The organism is Flavisericum labens, from assembly GCF_045446075.1.
Lineage (GTDB): Bacteria > Bacteroidota > Bacteroidia > Flavobacteriales > Flavobacteriaceae > Flavisericum > Flavisericum labens.
Genome location: NZ_JBJJBQ010000005.1, coordinates 40,272 through 59,490, shown reverse-complemented (window position 1 = coordinate 59,490; position 19,219 = coordinate 40,272). Strand labels below are relative to the sequence as shown.

The following is a 19,219-nucleotide window of genomic DNA, read 5'->3' as shown; positions in this document are numbered from 1 at the left end:
AACATAATGCTTTAAACGGTTCCTAAACTAAATAACCAACCAAAATTTTTATTTAACCCTAGTATTTTCTCGCGGGTTGTCTACTTTTTCTTTTCTAAACTTACGCATCTCATTTTTAGGCGTTTTAGTTTTTCCTTTTGAATCTCCCGATTTTAAATATTGAATATATCCTCTGCCTTCAAATTCATAAACCGTTTCAGATGCTGGGTGGAACAATTCTATCTTTCCGTCATTTATAACGCTCAATTCAAAATATTCATTGCCCCAAGAATCATAATCTAATGTTAAAGTTTTTAAATAATCATCTCCAGCAATATTATCTACACCGTAAATTCCAGTATAATCCCAGTATAAATCCATGGCATTCATTCCTATTTCGTTTTGCGAACTTCTAAAAGTAGAGTCGTTTCCTCCCGCTAAAAACTGCAAATAGTTTTCGTTATCAAATTCATTTAAAGCACCATAATCACTAGTATATGTTTTTTCCCAGGCTTCATATTCCTGAAGAAAGTAATGGATGTTATCATAGAACATAAAATCATAATCAAAATTAGAGCGTTGGTAACCCTCCAAAAAGTAAGACGTATCATTATTAGGATTATATAATTCAATGGTATTATAATCTATTTCATAAACATCAAAGGTTGAAAACCCATCAATATCGTGCGAAACATCAAGTATCATATCGTATGCTTCGTATTCCCCAACGTCAATACCAAAACCGTTTCCGCTATTACCCAACCCTACAATATTATTGTTTGCATAAACCACACCGTTTCTAAACGAGATAGTAAACGCTTTTTGTAAAAACGGGGTTTCACCATAACCCAAGGTTTCATTAATATCAACATACCATAACTCGTAAGAAGCTAGTAATTGATTTACTGATATTCCTGGTTCTACATAATCATCTACGATTACCCGCTCCTCTACAATAACTTCTCGGTAACAGGAAGTAAATAATGTAGCGAATAAAGCAAAGCTTAATAGTATTTTTATAGTCTTCATAATCAAACGTTTTTAGGGTTTCTAGTTACAGAGTTTCAAAACGCGTGCCAAAAAACAAACGGCCAATATTTTGCAATGAAAAAAATGAGTAATATTTTGCGTATTTTTGAACAAACAACATTTTAAATTTTATGGATAAACCATTAAAATATGCGGTTTTTGGAGCAGGTAGCTGGGCTACGGCCATTGTAAAAATGCTTTGCGAAAACTTAGATGAAATTGGTTGGTACATGCGCAGTGTTTACACCAAAGAACATCTTTTAAGAGAGCAACATAACCCCAATTATTTAAGTTCGGTAGAATTTCATTTAGAGCAACTAAAACTAAGTAACGACATTAATGAAATTGCAGAATATGCCGATGTTTTAATATTTGTTATCCCGTCAGCTTTTATACATAGCGAGCTTGAAAAACTTAATGTTGATATTTCAAATAAAATTATAGTGTCTGCCGTAAAAGGTATTATGCCAGAAACGGGTTTATTAGTGGGCGAGCATTTTCACGAAGCTTATAAAGTACCTTACGACAACATTGCCGTAATTGCTGGGCCTTGCCATGCAGAGGAAGTAGCCTTGGAGCGTTTATCATACCTAACTATTTCATGTTCTGATGAAACCAAAGCCAAAGCCATTGCGGAAAATTTGAGTAGCGATTACATAAACACCAAAACCAGCGATGATATTATTGGAGTTGAGTATGCTGTAATGCTGAAAAACATTTACGCCATCGCCGCTGGAATTGCACATGGATTGGGTTATGGCGATAATTTTCAGAGTGTTTTGATGAGCAATTCCATTCGTGAAATGAAGCGCTTCATTAAAAAGGTGCATAAAATGAAACGTAACATTAACAACTCGGCTTATTTGGGCGATTTGCTGGTAACGGGCTACTCGGTGTTTTCGCGAAACCGTATGTTTGGCAATATGATTGGCAAGGGTTATACTGTGAAATCAGCTCAAATGGAAATGAGTATGGTTGCCGAAGGTTATTACGCCACAAAAAGTGCTTATTTACTTAACGAAAAAAATAATAAAAAGGCACAAACCCCTATTATTAATGCGGTTTACGATATTCTTTACGAAAACAAAAACCCTAAAAAGGTTTTTAAAAAACTAACTGAAAAGTTGGATTGATATTTTTAATACTTTAAAACCTCTTTATGCCTAAAAACAGCCATATAAATTACGTTGAGTTTAAGGCCAATGACTTGGAGGAAATCAAACAATTTTACTCCGAAGCTTTTGGCTGGAGTTTTACAGATTATGGCCCCACGTATGTCGCTTTCTCACATAGCGGAATTGAAGGGGGTTTTGAAAAAACAGATCATAAAATTATAAACGGCGCACTGGTTGTTTTGTACCATGAAGACCTTAACCTGATAAAAAGTAAAATTATAGAAGCTAAAGGTGCTATTTCAAAAGGCATTTTCTCATTCCCCGGTGGGCGAAGATTTCATTTTACTGACCCCTCTGGCAATGAATTGGCTGTTTGGTCTGATAAATAAACGCACTCTCGAATTATTCGTTTAATTCTATTCAAAACTAGTGATTCTGCTAGGAACCCAAAAACAGCAAAATAAATATGGCATAAGGGTATAAAATCTACTGAAGGTTCTATTATAGAACTAGGCGACCTTAGTTCTGGTGTTTATATGGTTAAAATAATTGGACAAAACGGTCTAGCCTTTAAAAAGCTAATTAAGAAATAATATTATTAGTTTATATTGGATTTAAGTACAAACCGACAACTTAAAATTTTAAATAGAAGTTAGATCAGAAAATAATTACTTGACCTAAAGTCTTGTAAACAATTGATTGTATGTTTTTAGTATAATCAACACCTTTAGGTTTGCTTTTTTATAAAAAGTAAGTTGCAAATTCCCATTAAATAGTATAGAATAAAAAAAGACCTGTTGAAGCAACAAGCCTGTGATTGGAAAGTCCAGTATTTTTAGTGACTCCACCAGGACTCGAACCTGGATCTAAAGTTTAGGAAACTCTTGTTCTATCCCTTGAACTATGGAGCCGTTAAAAATATTACTTCAAACAAAAAAGACCTTACATTTCTGTAAAGTCTTTATTTGCTCCTCAGGCTGGGCTCGAACCAGCGACCCTCTGATTAACAGTCAGATGCTCTAACCAACTGAGCTACTGAGGAAAGTATTGTTTCGCTTTTGCGAGCGCAAATATATATATATTTTTAGTTATCGCAATAACTTTTTTAAAAAATTTTAATTGAATATAGCTTTATATATATCGTTACCATTAGCAAATAAAACCAATGCTATTAAAATAAAGAACCCCACCATTTGGGCATACTCCATAAACTTATCACCAGGCTTTCTTCCCGACACCATTTCATAAAGTAAAAACATCACGTGGCCACCATCTAATGCCGGTATAGGAAGTAGGTTTAGCACGCCCAACATTATTGATAAAAACGCTGTAATACTCCAGAATACTTGCCAGCTCCAAAAACTAGGAAAGATATCGTAAATAGCTTTGAAACCTCCAACTCCTTTATAGGCTCCTGTGCTCGGGGTGAATATAGCTCCGAGTTGATCCCAATAGGATGTCATTTTATCTTTAGCCTTTTTTAAACCTACAGGAAACGCTTCAAAAAAACCGTAATCTTTGGTTTCGTAATCGTAATACCCTAAAGCTTCTAGGGTTTCTGGGGTTGATGCCCTAGCATAAACAACACCCAACTTACCATCTTCACTTACTTTTAAAGGTAAATTTATATTTTCGTCTTTTCGCTTTACAATGGCTGTTACTTCTTGGCCCTTTAAGTCGTCTAATGCATCTTTTACTTGATCGGCGTATTTGGTTTGATAATCACCCAAAGCTAAAAGAAGATCACCTTTTCTTAACCCACTGGCCATGTTATAAGAAGTATCTGGCACTTCCATTACAACAAATGGCTGTCTTAAATTGATGAAGCCTCGCTCCTTAGAATCCATTAGCTGTGCAAGAAAATCTTCGGGCATTTGGATGGTCGACTTTACACCATCTCTTTCAATCAATATCTCTTTGCCAAACAATACTTTCTCAGAAATTTGCGAGAAGGTTTCAATATTTTCACCATCAACAGCCAAAATATTATCACCTGTTTGTAAGCCGGCCTTATTGGCCACTGTACTTTCTATATCCAAACCATCTTTTATGTTTTCAACGGGCAGAATACTTTCGCCGTAAAAAAAGCTCATTCCAATGTATATTAAAATAGCCAATAAAAAATTCACCGTTACACCACCTAACATAATAATTAAACGTTGCCATGCAGGTTTTGACCGAAATTCCCATGGCTGTGGTTCTTGCGACATTTGTTCAGTATCCATGCTTTCATCAATCATTCCCGAAATTTTCACATAACCCCCAAGCGGCAACCAACCAATACCATATACAGTGTCGCCTATTTTCTTTTTAAACAACGAAAACTTGACATCAAAAAACAGGTAAAATTTTTCAACTCTAGTTTTAAAAGCCTTCGCCGGGATAAAATGCCCCAATTCGTGCAGAACAATTAGCAAAGAAAGGCTCATTAAAAACTGAGATATTTTTATAACAAACTCCATATATAGTCTAACAATTTTTTATAATCGCACAAAAGTAAGCTTTTAAACCAACTTTATAAAAGACAATCGAGGAATGCTTTGCATTTTTAACTGTAATTTAAGACAGGCTTCAATTTTTACAACGGAAAATTCATTGTATTTTTGTGGAAATTTATATCTCAATGTTATCGTTTTTTAAGGACTACAAACTATTTGCCATTGTTTTTCTAGCCATTTCGGCGATTATTGTATTCTTAATTTACAACACCCTAAATGTTTACCACCCGTTACCTATTTACCAACCAACTATGGTAAGTACAGAATTGGTAGACAGCACGCTTCATTACAAAAAAAAATATCATAGAATAGCCGATTTTAGGTTGACCAACCAAAATGGAAAAACCATAACTCAAAACGATTATAAGGACAAAATTTATGTAGCTGATTTCTTTTTCACGACCTGCCCAACCATTTGCCCCATTATGACCGACAACATGGTAGACATTCAAAAGGAAATAATAAACGATGACGAGGTGATGTTGCTTTCACACTCCGTAACTCCAGAAATTGACAGTGTTGCACAACTAAAGCGTTACGCTTTAAAAAAAGGTGTGAACGACAAAAAATGGAATTTGGTAACTGGCGATAAAGAACAAATTTACGATTTGGCCAGAAAAAGTTATTTGGCCGTAAAGGACAATCCGTTTGACGGGCCTTACGATATGATTCACACCGAAAACTTTATGCTAATTGATAAAGAACGGCAGATAAGAGGGTTTTATGATGGCACTAATACTGAAGATATTGAGCAACTACTTAATGATATTGCTATTTTGAAAGAAGAATACCAAAACTAATTATTGCATATAAAAAAAGCTCTTTAAAAAAAGAGCTTTTTTGTAATTTGATGTTTAATTATTTATAACGTCTTTTATTGTTCCAAACTAATGAACTTGCATTGCTAAATTGTTTCGTTTTTGTACCAACTTTACTTTCCGTTGCTATACTGTTTCTGCTACTGTTACTTGTTTTCATATTAAAATTTTTACGTTCTTTAAAAGTTAAAATGTAATTTGCCTTGTCAAGTTTTCATCAATATCCATTTTATTATTAAGGCACATTACATTATGTAATTATTTATGATGCAAAGATAAGCTACTGTCAATCAGGTTGAAAACAACAGATCTGGCACATTTATATACTATATTAACTTAAAAGCGAGTAAAAACGTTATATATATACAATAATGACATAGTTAGCAGTGGTTGCGTTAGGGATTGTAGTGGCATCCTTTTACTTTTTCTAAAAAAAGAGCCAGAACTTTTATAGGTCGAAACTTATTACTGCCGGATTTCTGCATTCGCAGGAATGACAGAAAGTAAAAGATACAGCGAAAAGCCCGACCCTTGGGTAACGCCCAAAAAATTATTTATATTTAAAACTTTTATACTTCTAAACTTTTACCTTATTTTTGCTTCTTTAAAATCAATCTAAATAAGCTTGCAAGATACTTTAGCACATTTAAAACGGGGCGAAGTTGCCATTATTACCGATGTTTCATCCATACACATTCCACTAAAACTTTTAGAAATGGGATGCTTGCCAGGTAATACCGTAAAGCTTGTTCAAGTGGCGCCATTTCAAGACCCCATGTACTTAAATATTAATGGATCGCATTTGGCCATTAGAAAAGAAACCGCCAATCATATTCTAATAGAAAGAATAACAAATGGGTAAACAGATTAATGTTGCGCTTATTGGAAACCCCAATACTGGAAAAACATCGGTTTTTAATGCTCTAACTGGCTTAAATCAAAAAGTAGGCAATTACCCTGGCATTACGGTCGAAAAAAAGGAAGGTATTTGCAAACTACCACGCGGTGTTAAAGCCCATATTATCGATTTGCCTGGCACTTACAGTTTGAATGCCTCCTCTCTGGACGAAAATGTTGTTATAGAATTGCTTCTGAATAAAAACGATAAAGATTTTCCTGATGTTGCTGTTGTAGTGAGCGATGTTGAAAATTTAAAACGGAATCTTTTACTATTCACGCAAATTAAGGATCTAGAAATTCCAACTATTTTGGTCATTAATATGGCCGATCGCATGACTTATAAGGGTATTTCGTTAAATATTGAATATCTGGAAGAACGTCTTAAAACAAAAATAGCGCTAATAAGTACAAGAAAAAAAGTGGGTATTGATAACCTAAAAAACTTAATTACGAATTACAAAGACATTTCTTCGGTACCATGCCTAAATGCGTCAGAAATTGACAAAGACTATTTTGACAGACTAAGAAAAGCATTCCCAAACCAACTGCTGTATAAACTTTGGCTGGTTATAACGCAAGATGTAAACTTCGGAAAAACGGACAGAAACGTTATTGGTTCGGTAGCAGATTTTAAAACAAAAAGCGAGGCCGATTTAAAGCGCATGCAGCAAAAAGAAACCATTAAACGCTATCAGTTTATAAATGACGTTCTTAAAGTTGGCCAAACAATTGACCTATCTCTGGCTAAAGATTTACGTACTAGGTTAGATAGGATTTTAACCCATAAAATTTGGGGCTATACTATTTTCTTCGTCATTTTACTCACCATGTTTCAAGCCATTTACGACTGGTCGAGTGTTCCCATGGACTTTATTGATAGTGCTTTTGCCTCACTTAGCGAATGGACAAAAAACCAACTGCCAAAAGGGGCCTTTACCAATTTATTGGCCGAAGGTATTATTCCTGGGCTTGGCGGTATTGTTATTTTTATTCCGCAAATAGCATTTTTGTTTCTGTTCATCTCCGTTTTGGAGGAAACCGGTTATATGAGTCGCGTGGTTTTTTTAATGGATCGCATCATGAGGCGCTTTGGGTTGAGCGGAAAAAGTGTTGTGCCTCTTATTTCAGGTACTGCCTGTGCTATTCCAGCCATTATGGCCACCCGAAATATTGAGAGCTGGAAAGAACGCTTGATTACCATTTTGGTAACACCATTTACTACATGCTCTGCCAGACTTCCTGTCTATTTAATTATTATCTCTTTGGTGATTCCAGAGGGCCGATTTTTTGGTTTAGGCTACCAAGCCTTAACATTAATGCTTTTATACCTTTTGGGTTTTGGGGCAGCAGTGGGTTCGGCATACATTCTAAATAAAGTTTTAAAAATTAGAAGTAAAACCTTCTTTGTGGTTGAAATGCCCAATTATAAACTTCCGCTTTTTAAAAATGTGGCGCTTACCGTTATAGAAAAAACAAAATCGTTTGTATTTGGAGCTGGAAAAATTATTTTGGCCATTTCAATCATACTATGGTTTTTGGCATCTTATGGTCCAGGAGATAATTTCAATAAAGCTGAAGAAATTGTTACAAAAGAATATGCCTCCCAAAATGTTTCGGACGAAGATTTACAACAGCATGTAGCATCTTTCAAATTAGAACATTCATTTATAGGCATAACAGGTCGAGCCATAGAACCTGTTATAAGACCACTGGGTTACGATTGGAAAATTGGTATTGCCATTGTAAGCAGCTTTGCGGCCCGTGAGGTATTTGTTGGAACGTTGGCAACCATTTACAGTGTTGGCAACGATGATGAAGCTACCATAAAAAACAGAATGGCGGCCGAAGTAAACCCCATTTTAGGCGGGCCATTGTTTAATTTTGCCTCTGGTATTTCATTATTGCTCTTTTATGCTTTCGCTATGCAATGCATGAGTACACTGGCCATTGTTAAGCGCGAAACCAATTCTTGGAAATGGCCAACATTGCAACTTGTGGTCATGACCGGTATTGCATATGTAGCGGCATTAGTTGCTTTTCAACTTTTGAAATGAAAGTAGTTTAATTTCGACTAAATTACTATGAACACTTTTCTACAAAATATATTATTAATTGCTGCACTGGCCTTTGCGCTTCTTTTTTTAGTGAAAAAATTCTTTTGGAAAAAAGCCAAATCGAAAAAAGCCTGTGGCAATGATGATTGTGGATGTCATTAAACTTTAAAGAAAGAAAACTACTCTTCAATAACAAATAAATTGTTTGCCACGGTTTGAGATATACTTATTTGGCTACCATTTATTTCTATAACCATAGAGTCGTCAAAATCTTCCCGAGAAATTACGCTAATTTCAGATCCTAAAGCTATTTTGTGTTTATCCAAATATTTTAAAAACGCTGAGGAAGTGTCTTTAACCCCAACACAAACCCCTTTGGTGTTTTTAGCTAAATTAAATAATAAAACTTTATCTGTTTTTTTAATATCTCCCGATTTGTCTGGTATAGGATCTCCGTGCGGATCATGGGTAGGATAATCCAATAGCTTATCTAATTCGTTAATTAGTTTTTCAGATTTTATATGCTCTAATTGCTCTGCAATTTCATGAACTTCATCCCACGAAAAATTAAGCTTTTCAACCAAAAACACTTCCCACAAACGGTGTTTTCTAACCACATCGGATGCTATTTTCTTTCCTTTCGAGGTAAGCGTCGCACCTTGATATCGTTTATAATTAACATAGCCTTTTTCTGCCAACTTTTTAATCATATCAGTCACCGACGATGCTTTGGTCTCAATAGCTTCCGCAATACTGTTAGTGCTTACGGTTAATGTGCCATATCTACCAAGTTGGTATATAGTTTTAATATAATTTTCTTCTGTTAGCGTAATCATATTTAGTTTAATTATTTCACAAATATAGTTTAATCATTATTTTAAATCTATTTTTAGATTAATCTAAATTAATATTTATATTTGCAAAAATATTAATCTATGAAATACCTTATAATTATAATTAGCACTGTCTCATTTTCCTTGTACGGGCAAGAAGTCAGTGGTCGGGTTTATTCTAATGGTGAACCACTAGCTTTCGCGAATGTATTCATTAAAGAAACTTCAAAAGGGGCCATGGCAAACGAAAATGGGTTTTACACTATAAAAGGAGTAGAAACAGGAAAATTCACCATATTGGTATCATTTACCGGTTATAAAACTCAAAGAAAACGTGTTACAATAAACGAAGAAAACATAAATATTGATTTTCATTTAGAGGAATCGGAAATGCTCGACGAGGTTGTTGTCACCGGAACCCTAAAAGCGGTATCACGATTAGAAAGTCCCGTTCCTGTTGAAGTTTATACACCTACTTTTTTAAAGAAAAACCCAACACCTAATATTTTTGAGGCCCTTCAAAACGTAAATGGTGTTCGCCCACAAATTAACTGTAACGTTTGTAACACGGGCGATATTCACATTAATGGTTTAGAAGGCCCTTACACTTTGGTTTTAATAGACGGAATGCCCATAGTTAGCGGTCTTTCAACGGTTTATGGGTTGTCGGGTATTCCAAACTCACTTATCGAACAAGTTGAAATTGTAAAGGGACCCGCATCCTCATTATACGGCAGCGAAGCTGTAGGGGGGCTCATAAACATAATCACCAAACTTCCTGAACATGCTCCTAGAGTTTTTGCAGACAGCTATGTTTCAGGTTGGGGGGAAGCCAATATAGACCTTGGTTTTAAAGCTAAGTTGGGTCTTAAAACCGATGTTCTAACTGGTATTAATTACTTTAATTATAGTAACCCGATAGACAACAATAATGATAATTTTACTGATTTAACCCTGCAAGATCGAATCTCTATTTTTCAAAAATGGAATTTCAGACGCAATAACAATAGGGTATTCTCTATGGCCGGACGCTTTTTTTACGAAGACCGCTGGGGCGGCGAAATGCAATGGAATCCATCCTATCGCGGAGGAAGTGATGTATATGGTGAAAGTATTTATACCAAACGTTATGAGATTTTGGGCAAATACCAATTGCCTGTTGAAGAAAAAGTACTCTTTCAGTTTTCTTATACCAATCACGACCAAAATTCGGTATACGGCAATGTGCCCTATTTAGCGACGCAGCGAATTGGTTTTGGTCAATTTACTTGGGACAAATCAATTGAGAATCATGATTTATTGTTTGGTACTGCAGCACGGTATAACTTCTATAATGACAATACGCCTGCTACTCCATTAGCCGATGAAATTGTTATACCGTCATTCTTTGTTCAAGATGAATTGAAGTTAAGTGAAAAACACAACCTGCTTTTGGGAGCTCGTTACGATTACGATAAAAGACACGGTAATATTTTTACCCCACGAATAGCTTATAAATTCAAACCCACAAAAAATGACATTTTTCGTATTAATGCAGGTACCGGATTTAGGGTAGTCAATTTATTTACCGAAGAACATGCTGCACTCACGGGAGCACGCGATGTTGTGATAACTGAAGCCCTAAAACCTGAACGCTCTTACAACGTCAATCTTAATTATCTAACCAAATTATTTACCAAAAGCGGAGTTATTATAGGCTTAGATGCTTCGGCTTGGTATACCCATTTTACCAATTTAATTTTACCCGACTATGACACCAACCCCAACCAAATCATTTATGATAATTTAAATGGTAAAGCGGTAAGCCAAGGGGTTAGTCTCAATATAGACGCTATGTTTTCCAACGGTATTAAATTACTTGCAGGCGCTACACTCCAAGACGTATCGAAAACTGAAAACGGTGTTACAGAACGACAAATTTTAACTGAAAGCTTTACAGGAACATGGGCTGCTTCATATAAAAACTACAAATACAATTTAGTTTTAGATTACACCGGAAACCTTTATGGCCCCATGCGTTTACCGCTTTTGGGCGATTTAGATCCCAGGTTACAAGATTCACCGTTCTGGAGCATACAAAACATACAACTGACATTTGATGGCCTAAACAATTTTGAAATTTATGGTGGTGTGAAAAACTTACTTAATTGGACCCCCAACAAAGGCAACCCTTTCATTATAGCCAGGTCTCAAGATCCGTTTGATGAAAATGTACAGTTCGACAATAGTGGTAATGCAATAGCCACCAGCGACAACCCATATGCCCTAACCTTTGACCCTTCTTATGTATATGGGCCGAACCAAGGAAGACGACTATTTTTTGGATTACGATATACTTTAAATTAAATTTGATCAATGAACAAACAAATACTCACTCTAGCCTTTATAGCACTATTTTTAAGTTGTAAAAACGAAAAAAAGTCCAACGGCAAATTCAACGTAGTCGCCACTACCACCATGATAACCGATTTGGTTAAAAATATTGGTGGCGAGCATATTAATCTACAAGGTTTTATGGGAAGCGGGGTTGACCCACATCTTTATAAAGCCAGCGAGGGAGACGTTAACAAATTAGCAAGTGCCGATATTATTTTTTACAATGGTTTGCACTTAGAGGGTAAATTGGTAGAAGTTTTCGAAAAAATGAGAACTCAAAAAACGGTTGCCATCTCCGATGCGCTGGACAAAAACACTTTAATTGGTTCAGAATATTTTGCATCCAACTACGATCCACATATTTGGTTTAATGTAGACTATTGGATACAAGCCGCACATTTTGTAGCTGATAAGCTTTCAGAAATCATTCCAGAACAAAAAACAGCTTTTCAGGCTAATGCTAACCATTATATTGAGAAACTCAATGCGTTGAAAGCAGAATTGCAAACCACAATTGACGCCCTTCCAAAGGAAAAACGTATTTTAGTTACGGCGCACGATGCCTTTAATTATTTTGGAAAATCTTTCGGTTTTGAGGTTGTTGGCTTACAAGGTATTTCAACGGCCACCGAGGCTGGAGTTCAAGACGTACAAAAACTTTCTGCATTTATTATAGAAAAACAAGTAAAAGCCATATTTGTTGAAAGTTCGGTGCCAAAACGTACCATCGAAGCCTTACAAGCCGCGGTGAATTCAAAAGGACACAATGTTGAAATTGGTGGCTCGCTGTTCTCTGATGCCTTAGGAAATGCAGGCACGGATGAAGGCACTTACATTGGCATGTTTAAGCACAATGTAAATACCATTGTAAAGGCGTTAAAGTAAGTTAGCAAGTAAACTAATAGTCACATTAGAAAACCAAACCCCAAATTCCGACATTGTCGGAACCATCAAAAATGAGAAATAATGAACGAAAGAGTGCAGTCGCGAAACTCTTAAAGAGAATGATGCTTTAGCAATTTCCTATTTTTGAAATGATTTTTGGTTCGTTTTGTATCAAGACAAAATGAACATAAAAAAATAAATTATGTTACAAAAAAAAGATAAAAACTTAAAGGAGACTCCCGCTTCCGCTGGAACCATTGCTGTACAAGTAGACGATTTAACCGTAGCATACAACTATAAACCAGTACTTTGGGATATCGATTTAGAAATTCCCGAAGGCATACTTATGGCTATAGTAGGGCCCAATGGTGCCGGAAAATCCACGCTCATAAAATCCATTTTGGGTATTTTAAAGCCCATTGCGGGAAGCGTTAGCATTTATGGCAAACCCTACGAAAAACAACGCGAATTAGTAGCCTACGTTCCCCAAAAAGGAAGTGTAGATTGGGATTTTCCCACTACAGCATTAGATGTGGTAATGATGGGTACCTACGGAAGTTTAGGATGGATAAAACGTCCGGGGCAAAAAGAAAAAAAATCAGCATTGGAAGCACTTGAAAAGGTAGGCATGCTACCTTTTAAAAACCGTCAAATAAGTCAGCTATCTGGCGGACAACAACAACGTATTTTCTTGGCAAGAGCGTTGGTGCAAAATGCATCTATCTATTTTATGGACGAACCTTTTCAAGGTGTTGATGCTTCTACTGAAATTGCCATCATCAACATTTTAAAAGCATTGCGAAAAGCTGGAAAAACGGTTATTGTGGTACATCACGATTTACAAACGGTTCCCGAGTATTTTGACTGGGTAACCTTTTTAAACGTTAAAAAAATTGCTACAGGGCCGATTAAAGATATTTTCAACGACGATAACTTAACCAAAACCTACGGCATTAATTACAAAGTTAGTATTCAGGAATAAAAATGGATATAACAGAATATATAAAACTCCTTTTTTCTGATTATACCCTCAGAACCATTACGCTAGGAACGGCTATTCTCGGTGCCGTTACGGGTATGTTGGGCAGTTTTGCAGTACTTCGAAAACAAAGCCTTTTAGGTGATGCTATTTCGCACGCTGCGCTCCCTGGAATCGCCATAGCCTTCTTGATTTCCGGAACAAAAGATAGCAATTTGCTTCTTCTTGGAGCGCTAATTAGCGGTTTAATTGGCACCTTCTGGATTCGCAGCATCATCAGTAAAACCCACTTAAAATCAGACACAGCTTTGGGGCTTATTCTTTCATTATTTTTTGGTTTCGGTATGTTATTGCTCACCTTTATTCAAAAACAACCCAATGCTAATCAAGCCGGACTTGATAAATATCTATTCGGACAAGCAGCAACGCTTGTTGAAAGCGATGTTTGGCTTATGGCCATCGTTACTAGTATTTGCCTGCTTGTTCTTTTACTTTTTTGGAAAGAATTTAAAATTCTTCTTTTTGATGCCGATTACACAAAAACACTGGGTTTTAACACTAAATTTATTGATATTTTAATCACCACATTTATTGTTTTAGCCATCGTTTTAGGGTTGCAAACCGTAGGTGTAGTGCTAATGAGTGCCATGCTTTTAGCTCCGGCAGCAGCAGCACGACAATGGACCAACAGTTTAAGCACTATGGTGTTTTTAGCAGCTGTTTTTGGAGCATTTTCAGGAGTTTTTGGCACCGCCATAAGTGCTAGTCAAAATAACCTTTCTACTGGGCCAGTTATTGTAATTGTTGCTGGCGTTTTTGTGCTATTCTCGTTTATTTTTTCACCTAGCCGTGGACTTTTATTTAAACAAATTCGATTTATAAAAAACCGTAGAGATTTAGAGCTTCATAAAACATTAGCCTTTATGTACCGTATTGCCTCCACTCACGATAATATTTCGCATCCGCATACCATTAAAATCCTTAACAATTTCCACGGATACACGAAGGGCACTTTACAAAAACTAGTAAACAAAAACTATGTAGTATTAGAAGGCAATATGTGGAGTTTGACAGAGGAAGGCTTTAAAACTGCTACGAATTTGTACAACCAACAACACAAAACCCATGAGTAGTGCGCAAATAGAAATACAACTAATTGCAAGTTTGGTGGCCATAGCATGTGCCATTCCAGGCACATTTTTGGTATTGCGAAAAATGGCCATGATTAGTGATGCCATTAGCCATTCCATTTTACCTGGTATCGTCGTTGGTTTTTTCATCACGCAAGACCTGAACTCACCATTGCTTATCCTCTTGGCCGCCATAACAGGAATTATTACTGTAATTTTGGTGGAATATATTCAAAAAACAGGGTTAGTAAAAGAAGATACCGCCATTGGCTTGGTCTTTCCAATTTTGTTTAGCATTGGGGTTATTCTCATAGCAAAAAATGCAAACGATGTTCATTTAGATGTTGATGCCGTTCTTTTGGGTGAATTAGCCTTTGCTCCTTTTGACAGATTGATTATTGCTGGAGTTGATGTAGGACCAAAATCTTTATGGGTTATCGGAAGTATTTTAGTCATAACCATCGCCTTGCTTTTTGCTTTTTTCAAAGAATTAAAAATAAGCACTTTTGATGCGGGATTAGCTGCCTCTCTAGGGTTTTCACCAACTTTTATTCACTATGGTTTAATGACGGTGTCGTCTATCACAACCGTTGGCGCTTTTGATGCCGTTGGTGCTATTTTGGTTGTTGCCCTAATGATTGCCCCGGCAGCAGCGGCCTATTTACTCACAACCGATTTAAAACGTATGCTAATTTATGCTATTGGGTTTGGGGTTTTTTGCGCTATCTCCGGCTATTGGTTAGCACATGTGCTCGATGCCTCTATTGCTGGTTCTATCACCACCATGCTGGGTATATTATTTCTAGCAGTTTACCTATTTGCACCAAATAAAGGTATTATAGCGGTTTTATACAGAGAAAAACAACAACGTATAGAGGTATCTTTACTCACGTTTTTGTTGCACTTAAAAAACCACAAGGAAGAAAGTGAACGCCATGTTAACCACCTTAACGAGCATATTAATTGGCAAAAAGTCCGCAGTAAAACGGTTCTAGAGCTAGCAATTAAAAACAACATGATTAAACTAGATAAGAATATTGTTTCTTTAACTGAAAAAGGCAATCTTTTTACCTCACAGGCCATAGACTACATTATTACAAATCAAGATGCCAAAATTGAGCATATGAAAGATGATTTCTTTTTGTTTAGGGGTTAGTACTTTTAAAATATTCCAACTTTAATACCCCGTACTTTAAAAAGGGGCTGATGTAATAACACAATTCCTCAATTAATTATGCATTTAAACTATAAATTGATTTTTTTGCTTAAAAAGTCAGTAAAAAAATGTAATTTTTCGCACAATTCGTTCAACTAAACAATACCGATGACAAAAAAATTAACTTTTGCCCTTTATCTTTTAGTATCACTTCCAAATTTTTCACAAGAAAAAATCCCGTTTATAGATTATGACAATGTCTATTCTCAAGCTTCAAAAGCTATACAAGAGAATGATTATGAAAAAACGATTGAAATTTTAAACCAAATCAACAAAAACGACTCTACCTATGCGAGTGTTTTAATTTCAAAATCGTATTACTTAATAAATTCTGAAAAATATGAAGAGGCAATAAAAGTTGCCGATGAAGGTTTGCGCCTAAATAACTACGATTCTAATTTATCCTTTTACATAAATAAAGGCCTGGCATTAGCGTCACTTGATAAGTACAATGAAGCTATTCAAATTTATAATGAAGGCTTAAAAACCTATCCTAATTATTACCTGTTATGGTATAATAAAGGGGTTGCTTTTGAAGAACTTGAGAAAATTAATGAAGCCGTTTATGCATATCAGCAGGCCATTTTATTCAACCCAACTTATGCCAAGTCACATCTTCAGCTGGGAAATATCTGTTATAACCAAGAACTCATGTCTCAAGCACTAATGTGCTACAATATGTATTTAATTTTAACTTTTGATGAAAACGGTGCGTTCGACACTTTAAAGTCTTTAAATAATTTGGTTGCTGAAAAAAATGAAAATATCGCAAAATTAAACTTACAAATCTCTGATGACGACAAATATTTTGAAGATATCGATTTAGTTTTAACCAATAAAGTTGCTCTAAACGAAAATTACGATACAGGTAACAAAATCAACATTTCACTAACCAGACAAAACCATGCTCTAATAACGCAGCTTGAAGGTTTTGAAGGAGGCGATGGATTTTGGGATAAAAAATACGTTCCTTTTTTCCAGTGGGTTAAAGAAAATAATTTATTCGATAATTTCACTTACACTCTATCATACTCAATTCAAAACGAAACATATGTAAAAATTATAAAGCAAAAAGAAAAAGAAATCAAGGGATTTATGGATTTGTTCTACCCTAAATGGTATGACATTTTAAAAAACAACACCATTGTCATCCAAGATAAAAAACAGGAGGTTTCTTTTAATTATTATAACGGATATGTTCAAGCTATTGGAAAAATGAACAATACCGTGAGCGTTGGAAAATGGAATTTTTATAATCAAAACGGCCAATTAATGTCGTTTGGCACCTATGATGATAACGGAGAAAGAACAGGCAAGTGGACGTGGCTCTACAGCAATGGAAAAACAAAAGAGACCGCTACCTATAAAATTGGCATTTTAGAGGGTAAAAACCAACTCTTTTATGAAAACGGCAAACCTTATGTTCAGGCTAATTACTTAAATAACAAACTAAGTGGAGAGTATAGATATTACAACGACATGGGAGCCTTAATTCAAAAAAAGTTTTTTAAAAATGGAGAATTGGACGGAATATATCAATCATACTTTCCGGTAGGTGAAGATTTACTTGAATTTAACATTCCATATAAAGATGGTTCAATAAGTGATTTGGCCCTTGAGTATTACGCAGACGGGACGGTTTATGCTGAAATGCCCTTTAAAAATGGTAAGAGGCAAGGAATCGAAAAAAAATACTTTTTCAATAAAAAAGTATCTAGCGAAGCAAATTATATAGAAGGCGAGCTAAACGGTCACTACAAAAGTTATTATACTAATGGCAATACCTATGAAGAAGGACAAGGCTCTGAAAATTATTACAACGGACCTTGGAAATCTTATTACCGTGACGGCACCTTGCAATCGAGTTTTTCTTACAACGAAGGAGACCTTGATGGTGAATACAAATACTTTGATACCGACGGCAAACTCTACTACGACTATCTATACAGAAAAGGGGAAATAATAGAATATAAATACTACGATAAAAACGGAAACATTTTAAGCGAAGGCAGAAAAAAAGGCGGAGAGTTTCAGTTCACTGGACACCATCCAAATGGTAATGTTTCTTCCAAAGGACTATATGATATTAAAGGAGGGAAAGAAGGTTATTGGGAGTTTTTCTCGAAAAATGGTGTTTTAACAGAAAAGGGAAGCTACTCTGAAAACAAAGCTACAGGTGAGTATATAACATACCACAATAATGGAAAGGCCGAGGCTATTAGCAACTATGTAAACGACTCCTTGTCTGGGTATTATGTGGACTACTTTAAAAATGGTCAACTAAAAAGACAAGGATGGTATAAAAATGGGACAGGTCATGGTGAATGGCGCTCTTATTTCATAGATGGTTCTCTACAAACTGTAAACTTTTATCATAAAGATAAATTACATGGCGTTCAAGCATTTTATAGTGTTGATGGAAAACTAGAGCACACTAGTAGATATGAATATGGTAAATTGTTAGAAGAATCATACTATGATAACCAAGACAATATTATTCATACGGTTCATTACAAACCAGAGTCTAATAATTTTACGATTGAATTATTAAATAATAATAGAAAAACCGATGTAATTATTGAATACGTGAACGGTGTAAAACATGGGCCATATTTAGGTTACGATTTCTACGGCAATAAGTCTATTGAAGGCCATTATACAAACGGTGCCCAAGATGGAAAATGGACATGGTTCTACGAAGACGGCACAATAGAGAGTGTTATGAATTACAAAAACGGCAACCTTCATGGTGAATGCCTTAATTATTTCAAAGATGGGTCAATTGAAGCTCAATTATTCTATGAATATGGAAAAAGGATAAAAACTTGGGTTAGGTTTCACGAAAACGGTAAAAAGGCAAGAACCACTGATTATAAGGACGACGCTTTACATGGAAAAACAGTTTTTTACGATCCATCAGAAAACCTTCAACTCATAAGACATTATAGCCATGGTGCTTTTATAGGGTACAGTTATTTAGACAAAAATTCTGAAGAATTACCTATGGTTCCCATTATCAATGAAACTGCAAAAATAACGAGCTACTTTAGCAACGGGAATATTGCCAGAGAACTGGAGTATAAGAATGGTGATTTAATAAACTCTTATAAGATATATTTCTATTCTGGGCGACTAAAGGAAGAAATGCATTTTGTAGATAACGAATATAATGGCCTTAACATTGAATATTACGAAAATGGCAAAATAAAAAACGAAAGCAATTATCAAATGGGGATTTTACAAGGTCCGGTAAAAAAATACTATAAAAACGGTAACCCTAAAGAAGTAATTAACTATAAAAATGGTGAAGAATCTGGAGAAATGCAGTACTATAATGAAAACAACAAACTAGTTAAGAAAGAATTTTACTTTAACGGAGAAATATACAAATCTGAAACCTACTAGAT

At 35.4% G+C, this 19,219-nt stretch carries 15 protein-coding genes and 2 tRNA genes; 12 read left to right on the top strand and 5 right to left on the bottom strand.

Annotation, left to right across the window (positions count from 1 at the left end):
• Window positions 1-48 precede the first annotated feature (48 nt).
• Entirely contained in the window at window positions 49-1,008 is a 960-nt protein-coding gene (locus tag ACIEHO_RS09860; RefSeq protein WP_406971175.1) for a nicotinic acid mononucleotide adenyltransferase, read from the bottom strand.
• A gap of 131 nt (window positions 1,009-1,139) precedes the next feature.
• Here ACIEHO_RS09860 and ACIEHO_RS09855 point away from each other — a divergent pair, with 131 nt between their 5' ends.
• From ACIEHO_RS09855 to ACIEHO_RS09845, 3 genes are all read left to right on the top strand, one after another.
• A complete protein-coding gene (locus ACIEHO_RS09855; RefSeq protein WP_406971173.1) occupies window positions 1,140-2,141 on the top strand; it encodes an NAD(P)H-dependent glycerol-3-phosphate dehydrogenase in 1,002 nt (333 codons plus the stop codon).
• 26 nt (window positions 2,142-2,167) lie between these two features.
• Complete coding sequence (locus tag ACIEHO_RS09850; protein WP_406971171.1) at window positions 2,168-2,512, top strand: VOC family protein; 345 nt, start codon at window positions 2,168-2,170, stop codon at window positions 2,510-2,512.
• Between the two features lie 75 nt (window positions 2,513-2,587).
• On the top strand, window positions 2,588-2,716 hold the full coding sequence (locus ACIEHO_RS09845; RefSeq protein WP_406971589.1) for a T9SS type A sorting domain-containing protein: 129 nt from the start codon (window positions 2,588-2,590) through the stop codon (window positions 2,714-2,716).
• Between the two features lie 246 nt (window positions 2,717-2,962).
• Here ACIEHO_RS09845 and ACIEHO_RS09840 read toward each other — a convergent pair.
• The 3 genes from ACIEHO_RS09840 to rseP form a co-directional block, all read right to left on the bottom strand.
• A tRNA-Arg gene (locus tag ACIEHO_RS09840) sits at window positions 2,963-3,034 on the bottom strand.
• A gap of 57 nt (window positions 3,035-3,091) precedes the next feature.
• Window positions 3,092-3,165 (bottom strand) — tRNA-Asn (locus ACIEHO_RS09835).
• A gap of 73 nt (window positions 3,166-3,238) precedes the next feature.
• Window positions 3,239-4,585, bottom strand: coding sequence for an RIP metalloprotease RseP (rseP, locus tag ACIEHO_RS09830; protein WP_406971169.1), 1,347 nt, complete (start codon window positions 4,583-4,585; stop codon window positions 3,239-3,241).
• Between the two features lie 161 nt (window positions 4,586-4,746).
• Between rseP and ACIEHO_RS09825 the strand changes: the two genes are divergently transcribed.
• From ACIEHO_RS09825 to feoB, 3 genes are all read left to right on the top strand, one after another.
• Window positions 4,747-5,421: an SCO family protein gene (locus ACIEHO_RS09825; protein WP_406971587.1), complete on the top strand. Its 675-nt coding sequence runs from the start codon at window positions 4,747-4,749 to the stop codon at window positions 5,419-5,421.
• Window positions 5,422-6,064: 643 nt separating this feature from the next.
• Window positions 6,065-6,301, top strand: a complete 237-nt coding sequence (locus tag ACIEHO_RS09820) for a FeoA family protein (RefSeq protein ID WP_406971167.1) — start codon at window positions 6,065-6,067, stop codon at window positions 6,299-6,301.
• The gene (gene feoB, locus ACIEHO_RS09815) at window positions 6,294-8,393 is read left to right on the top strand and encodes a ferrous iron transport protein B (RefSeq protein ID WP_406971165.1); all 2,100 of its coding nucleotides are present in this window, start codon (window positions 6,294-6,296) and stop codon (window positions 8,391-8,393) included. The genes ACIEHO_RS09820 and feoB overlap by 8 nt, the downstream gene beginning before the upstream one ends.
• 179 nt (window positions 8,394-8,572) lie before the next feature.
• Here feoB and ACIEHO_RS09810 read toward each other — a convergent pair whose 3' ends face one another.
• Window positions 8,573-9,226: a metal-dependent transcriptional regulator gene (locus ACIEHO_RS09810; RefSeq protein ID WP_406971585.1), complete on the bottom strand. Its 654-nt coding sequence runs from the start codon at window positions 9,224-9,226 to the stop codon at window positions 8,573-8,575.
• 102 nt (window positions 9,227-9,328) lie between these two features.
• Here ACIEHO_RS09810 and ACIEHO_RS09805 point away from each other — a divergent pair, with 102 nt between their 5' ends.
• The 6 genes from ACIEHO_RS09805 to ACIEHO_RS09780 all read left to right on the top strand — a co-directional run bounded on the left by ACIEHO_RS09805 (window position 9,329) and on the right by ACIEHO_RS09780 (window position 19,217).
• On the top strand, window positions 9,329-11,572 hold the full coding sequence (locus ACIEHO_RS09805) for a TonB-dependent receptor (RefSeq protein ID WP_406971163.1): 2,244 nt from the start codon (window positions 9,329-9,331) through the stop codon (window positions 11,570-11,572).
• A gap of 9 nt (window positions 11,573-11,581) precedes the next feature.
• On the top strand, window positions 11,582-12,487 hold the full coding sequence (locus ACIEHO_RS09800) for a metal ABC transporter solute-binding protein, Zn/Mn family (protein WP_406971161.1): 906 nt from the start codon (window positions 11,582-11,584) through the stop codon (window positions 12,485-12,487).
• Between the two features lie 202 nt (window positions 12,488-12,689).
• A complete protein-coding gene (locus tag ACIEHO_RS09795; protein ID WP_406971160.1) occupies window positions 12,690-13,469 on the top strand; it encodes a metal ABC transporter ATP-binding protein in 780 nt (259 codons plus the stop codon).
• Between the two features lie 2 nt (window positions 13,470-13,471).
• Window positions 13,472-14,599, top strand: a complete 1,128-nt coding sequence (locus ACIEHO_RS09790; protein WP_406971158.1) for an iron chelate uptake ABC transporter family permease subunit — start codon at window positions 13,472-13,474, stop codon at window positions 14,597-14,599.
• On the top strand, window positions 14,592-15,752 hold the full coding sequence (locus ACIEHO_RS09785; RefSeq protein WP_406971156.1) for a metal ABC transporter permease: 1,161 nt from the start codon (window positions 14,592-14,594) through the stop codon (window positions 15,750-15,752). Before ACIEHO_RS09790 ends, ACIEHO_RS09785 begins: the two co-directional genes overlap by 8 nt.
• A 168-nt stretch (window positions 15,753-15,920) precedes the next feature.
• A complete protein-coding gene (locus tag ACIEHO_RS09780) occupies window positions 15,921-19,217 on the top strand; it encodes a hypothetical protein (protein WP_406971154.1) in 3,297 nt (1,098 codons plus the stop codon).
• Window positions 19,218-19,219: the final 2 nt, after the last annotated feature.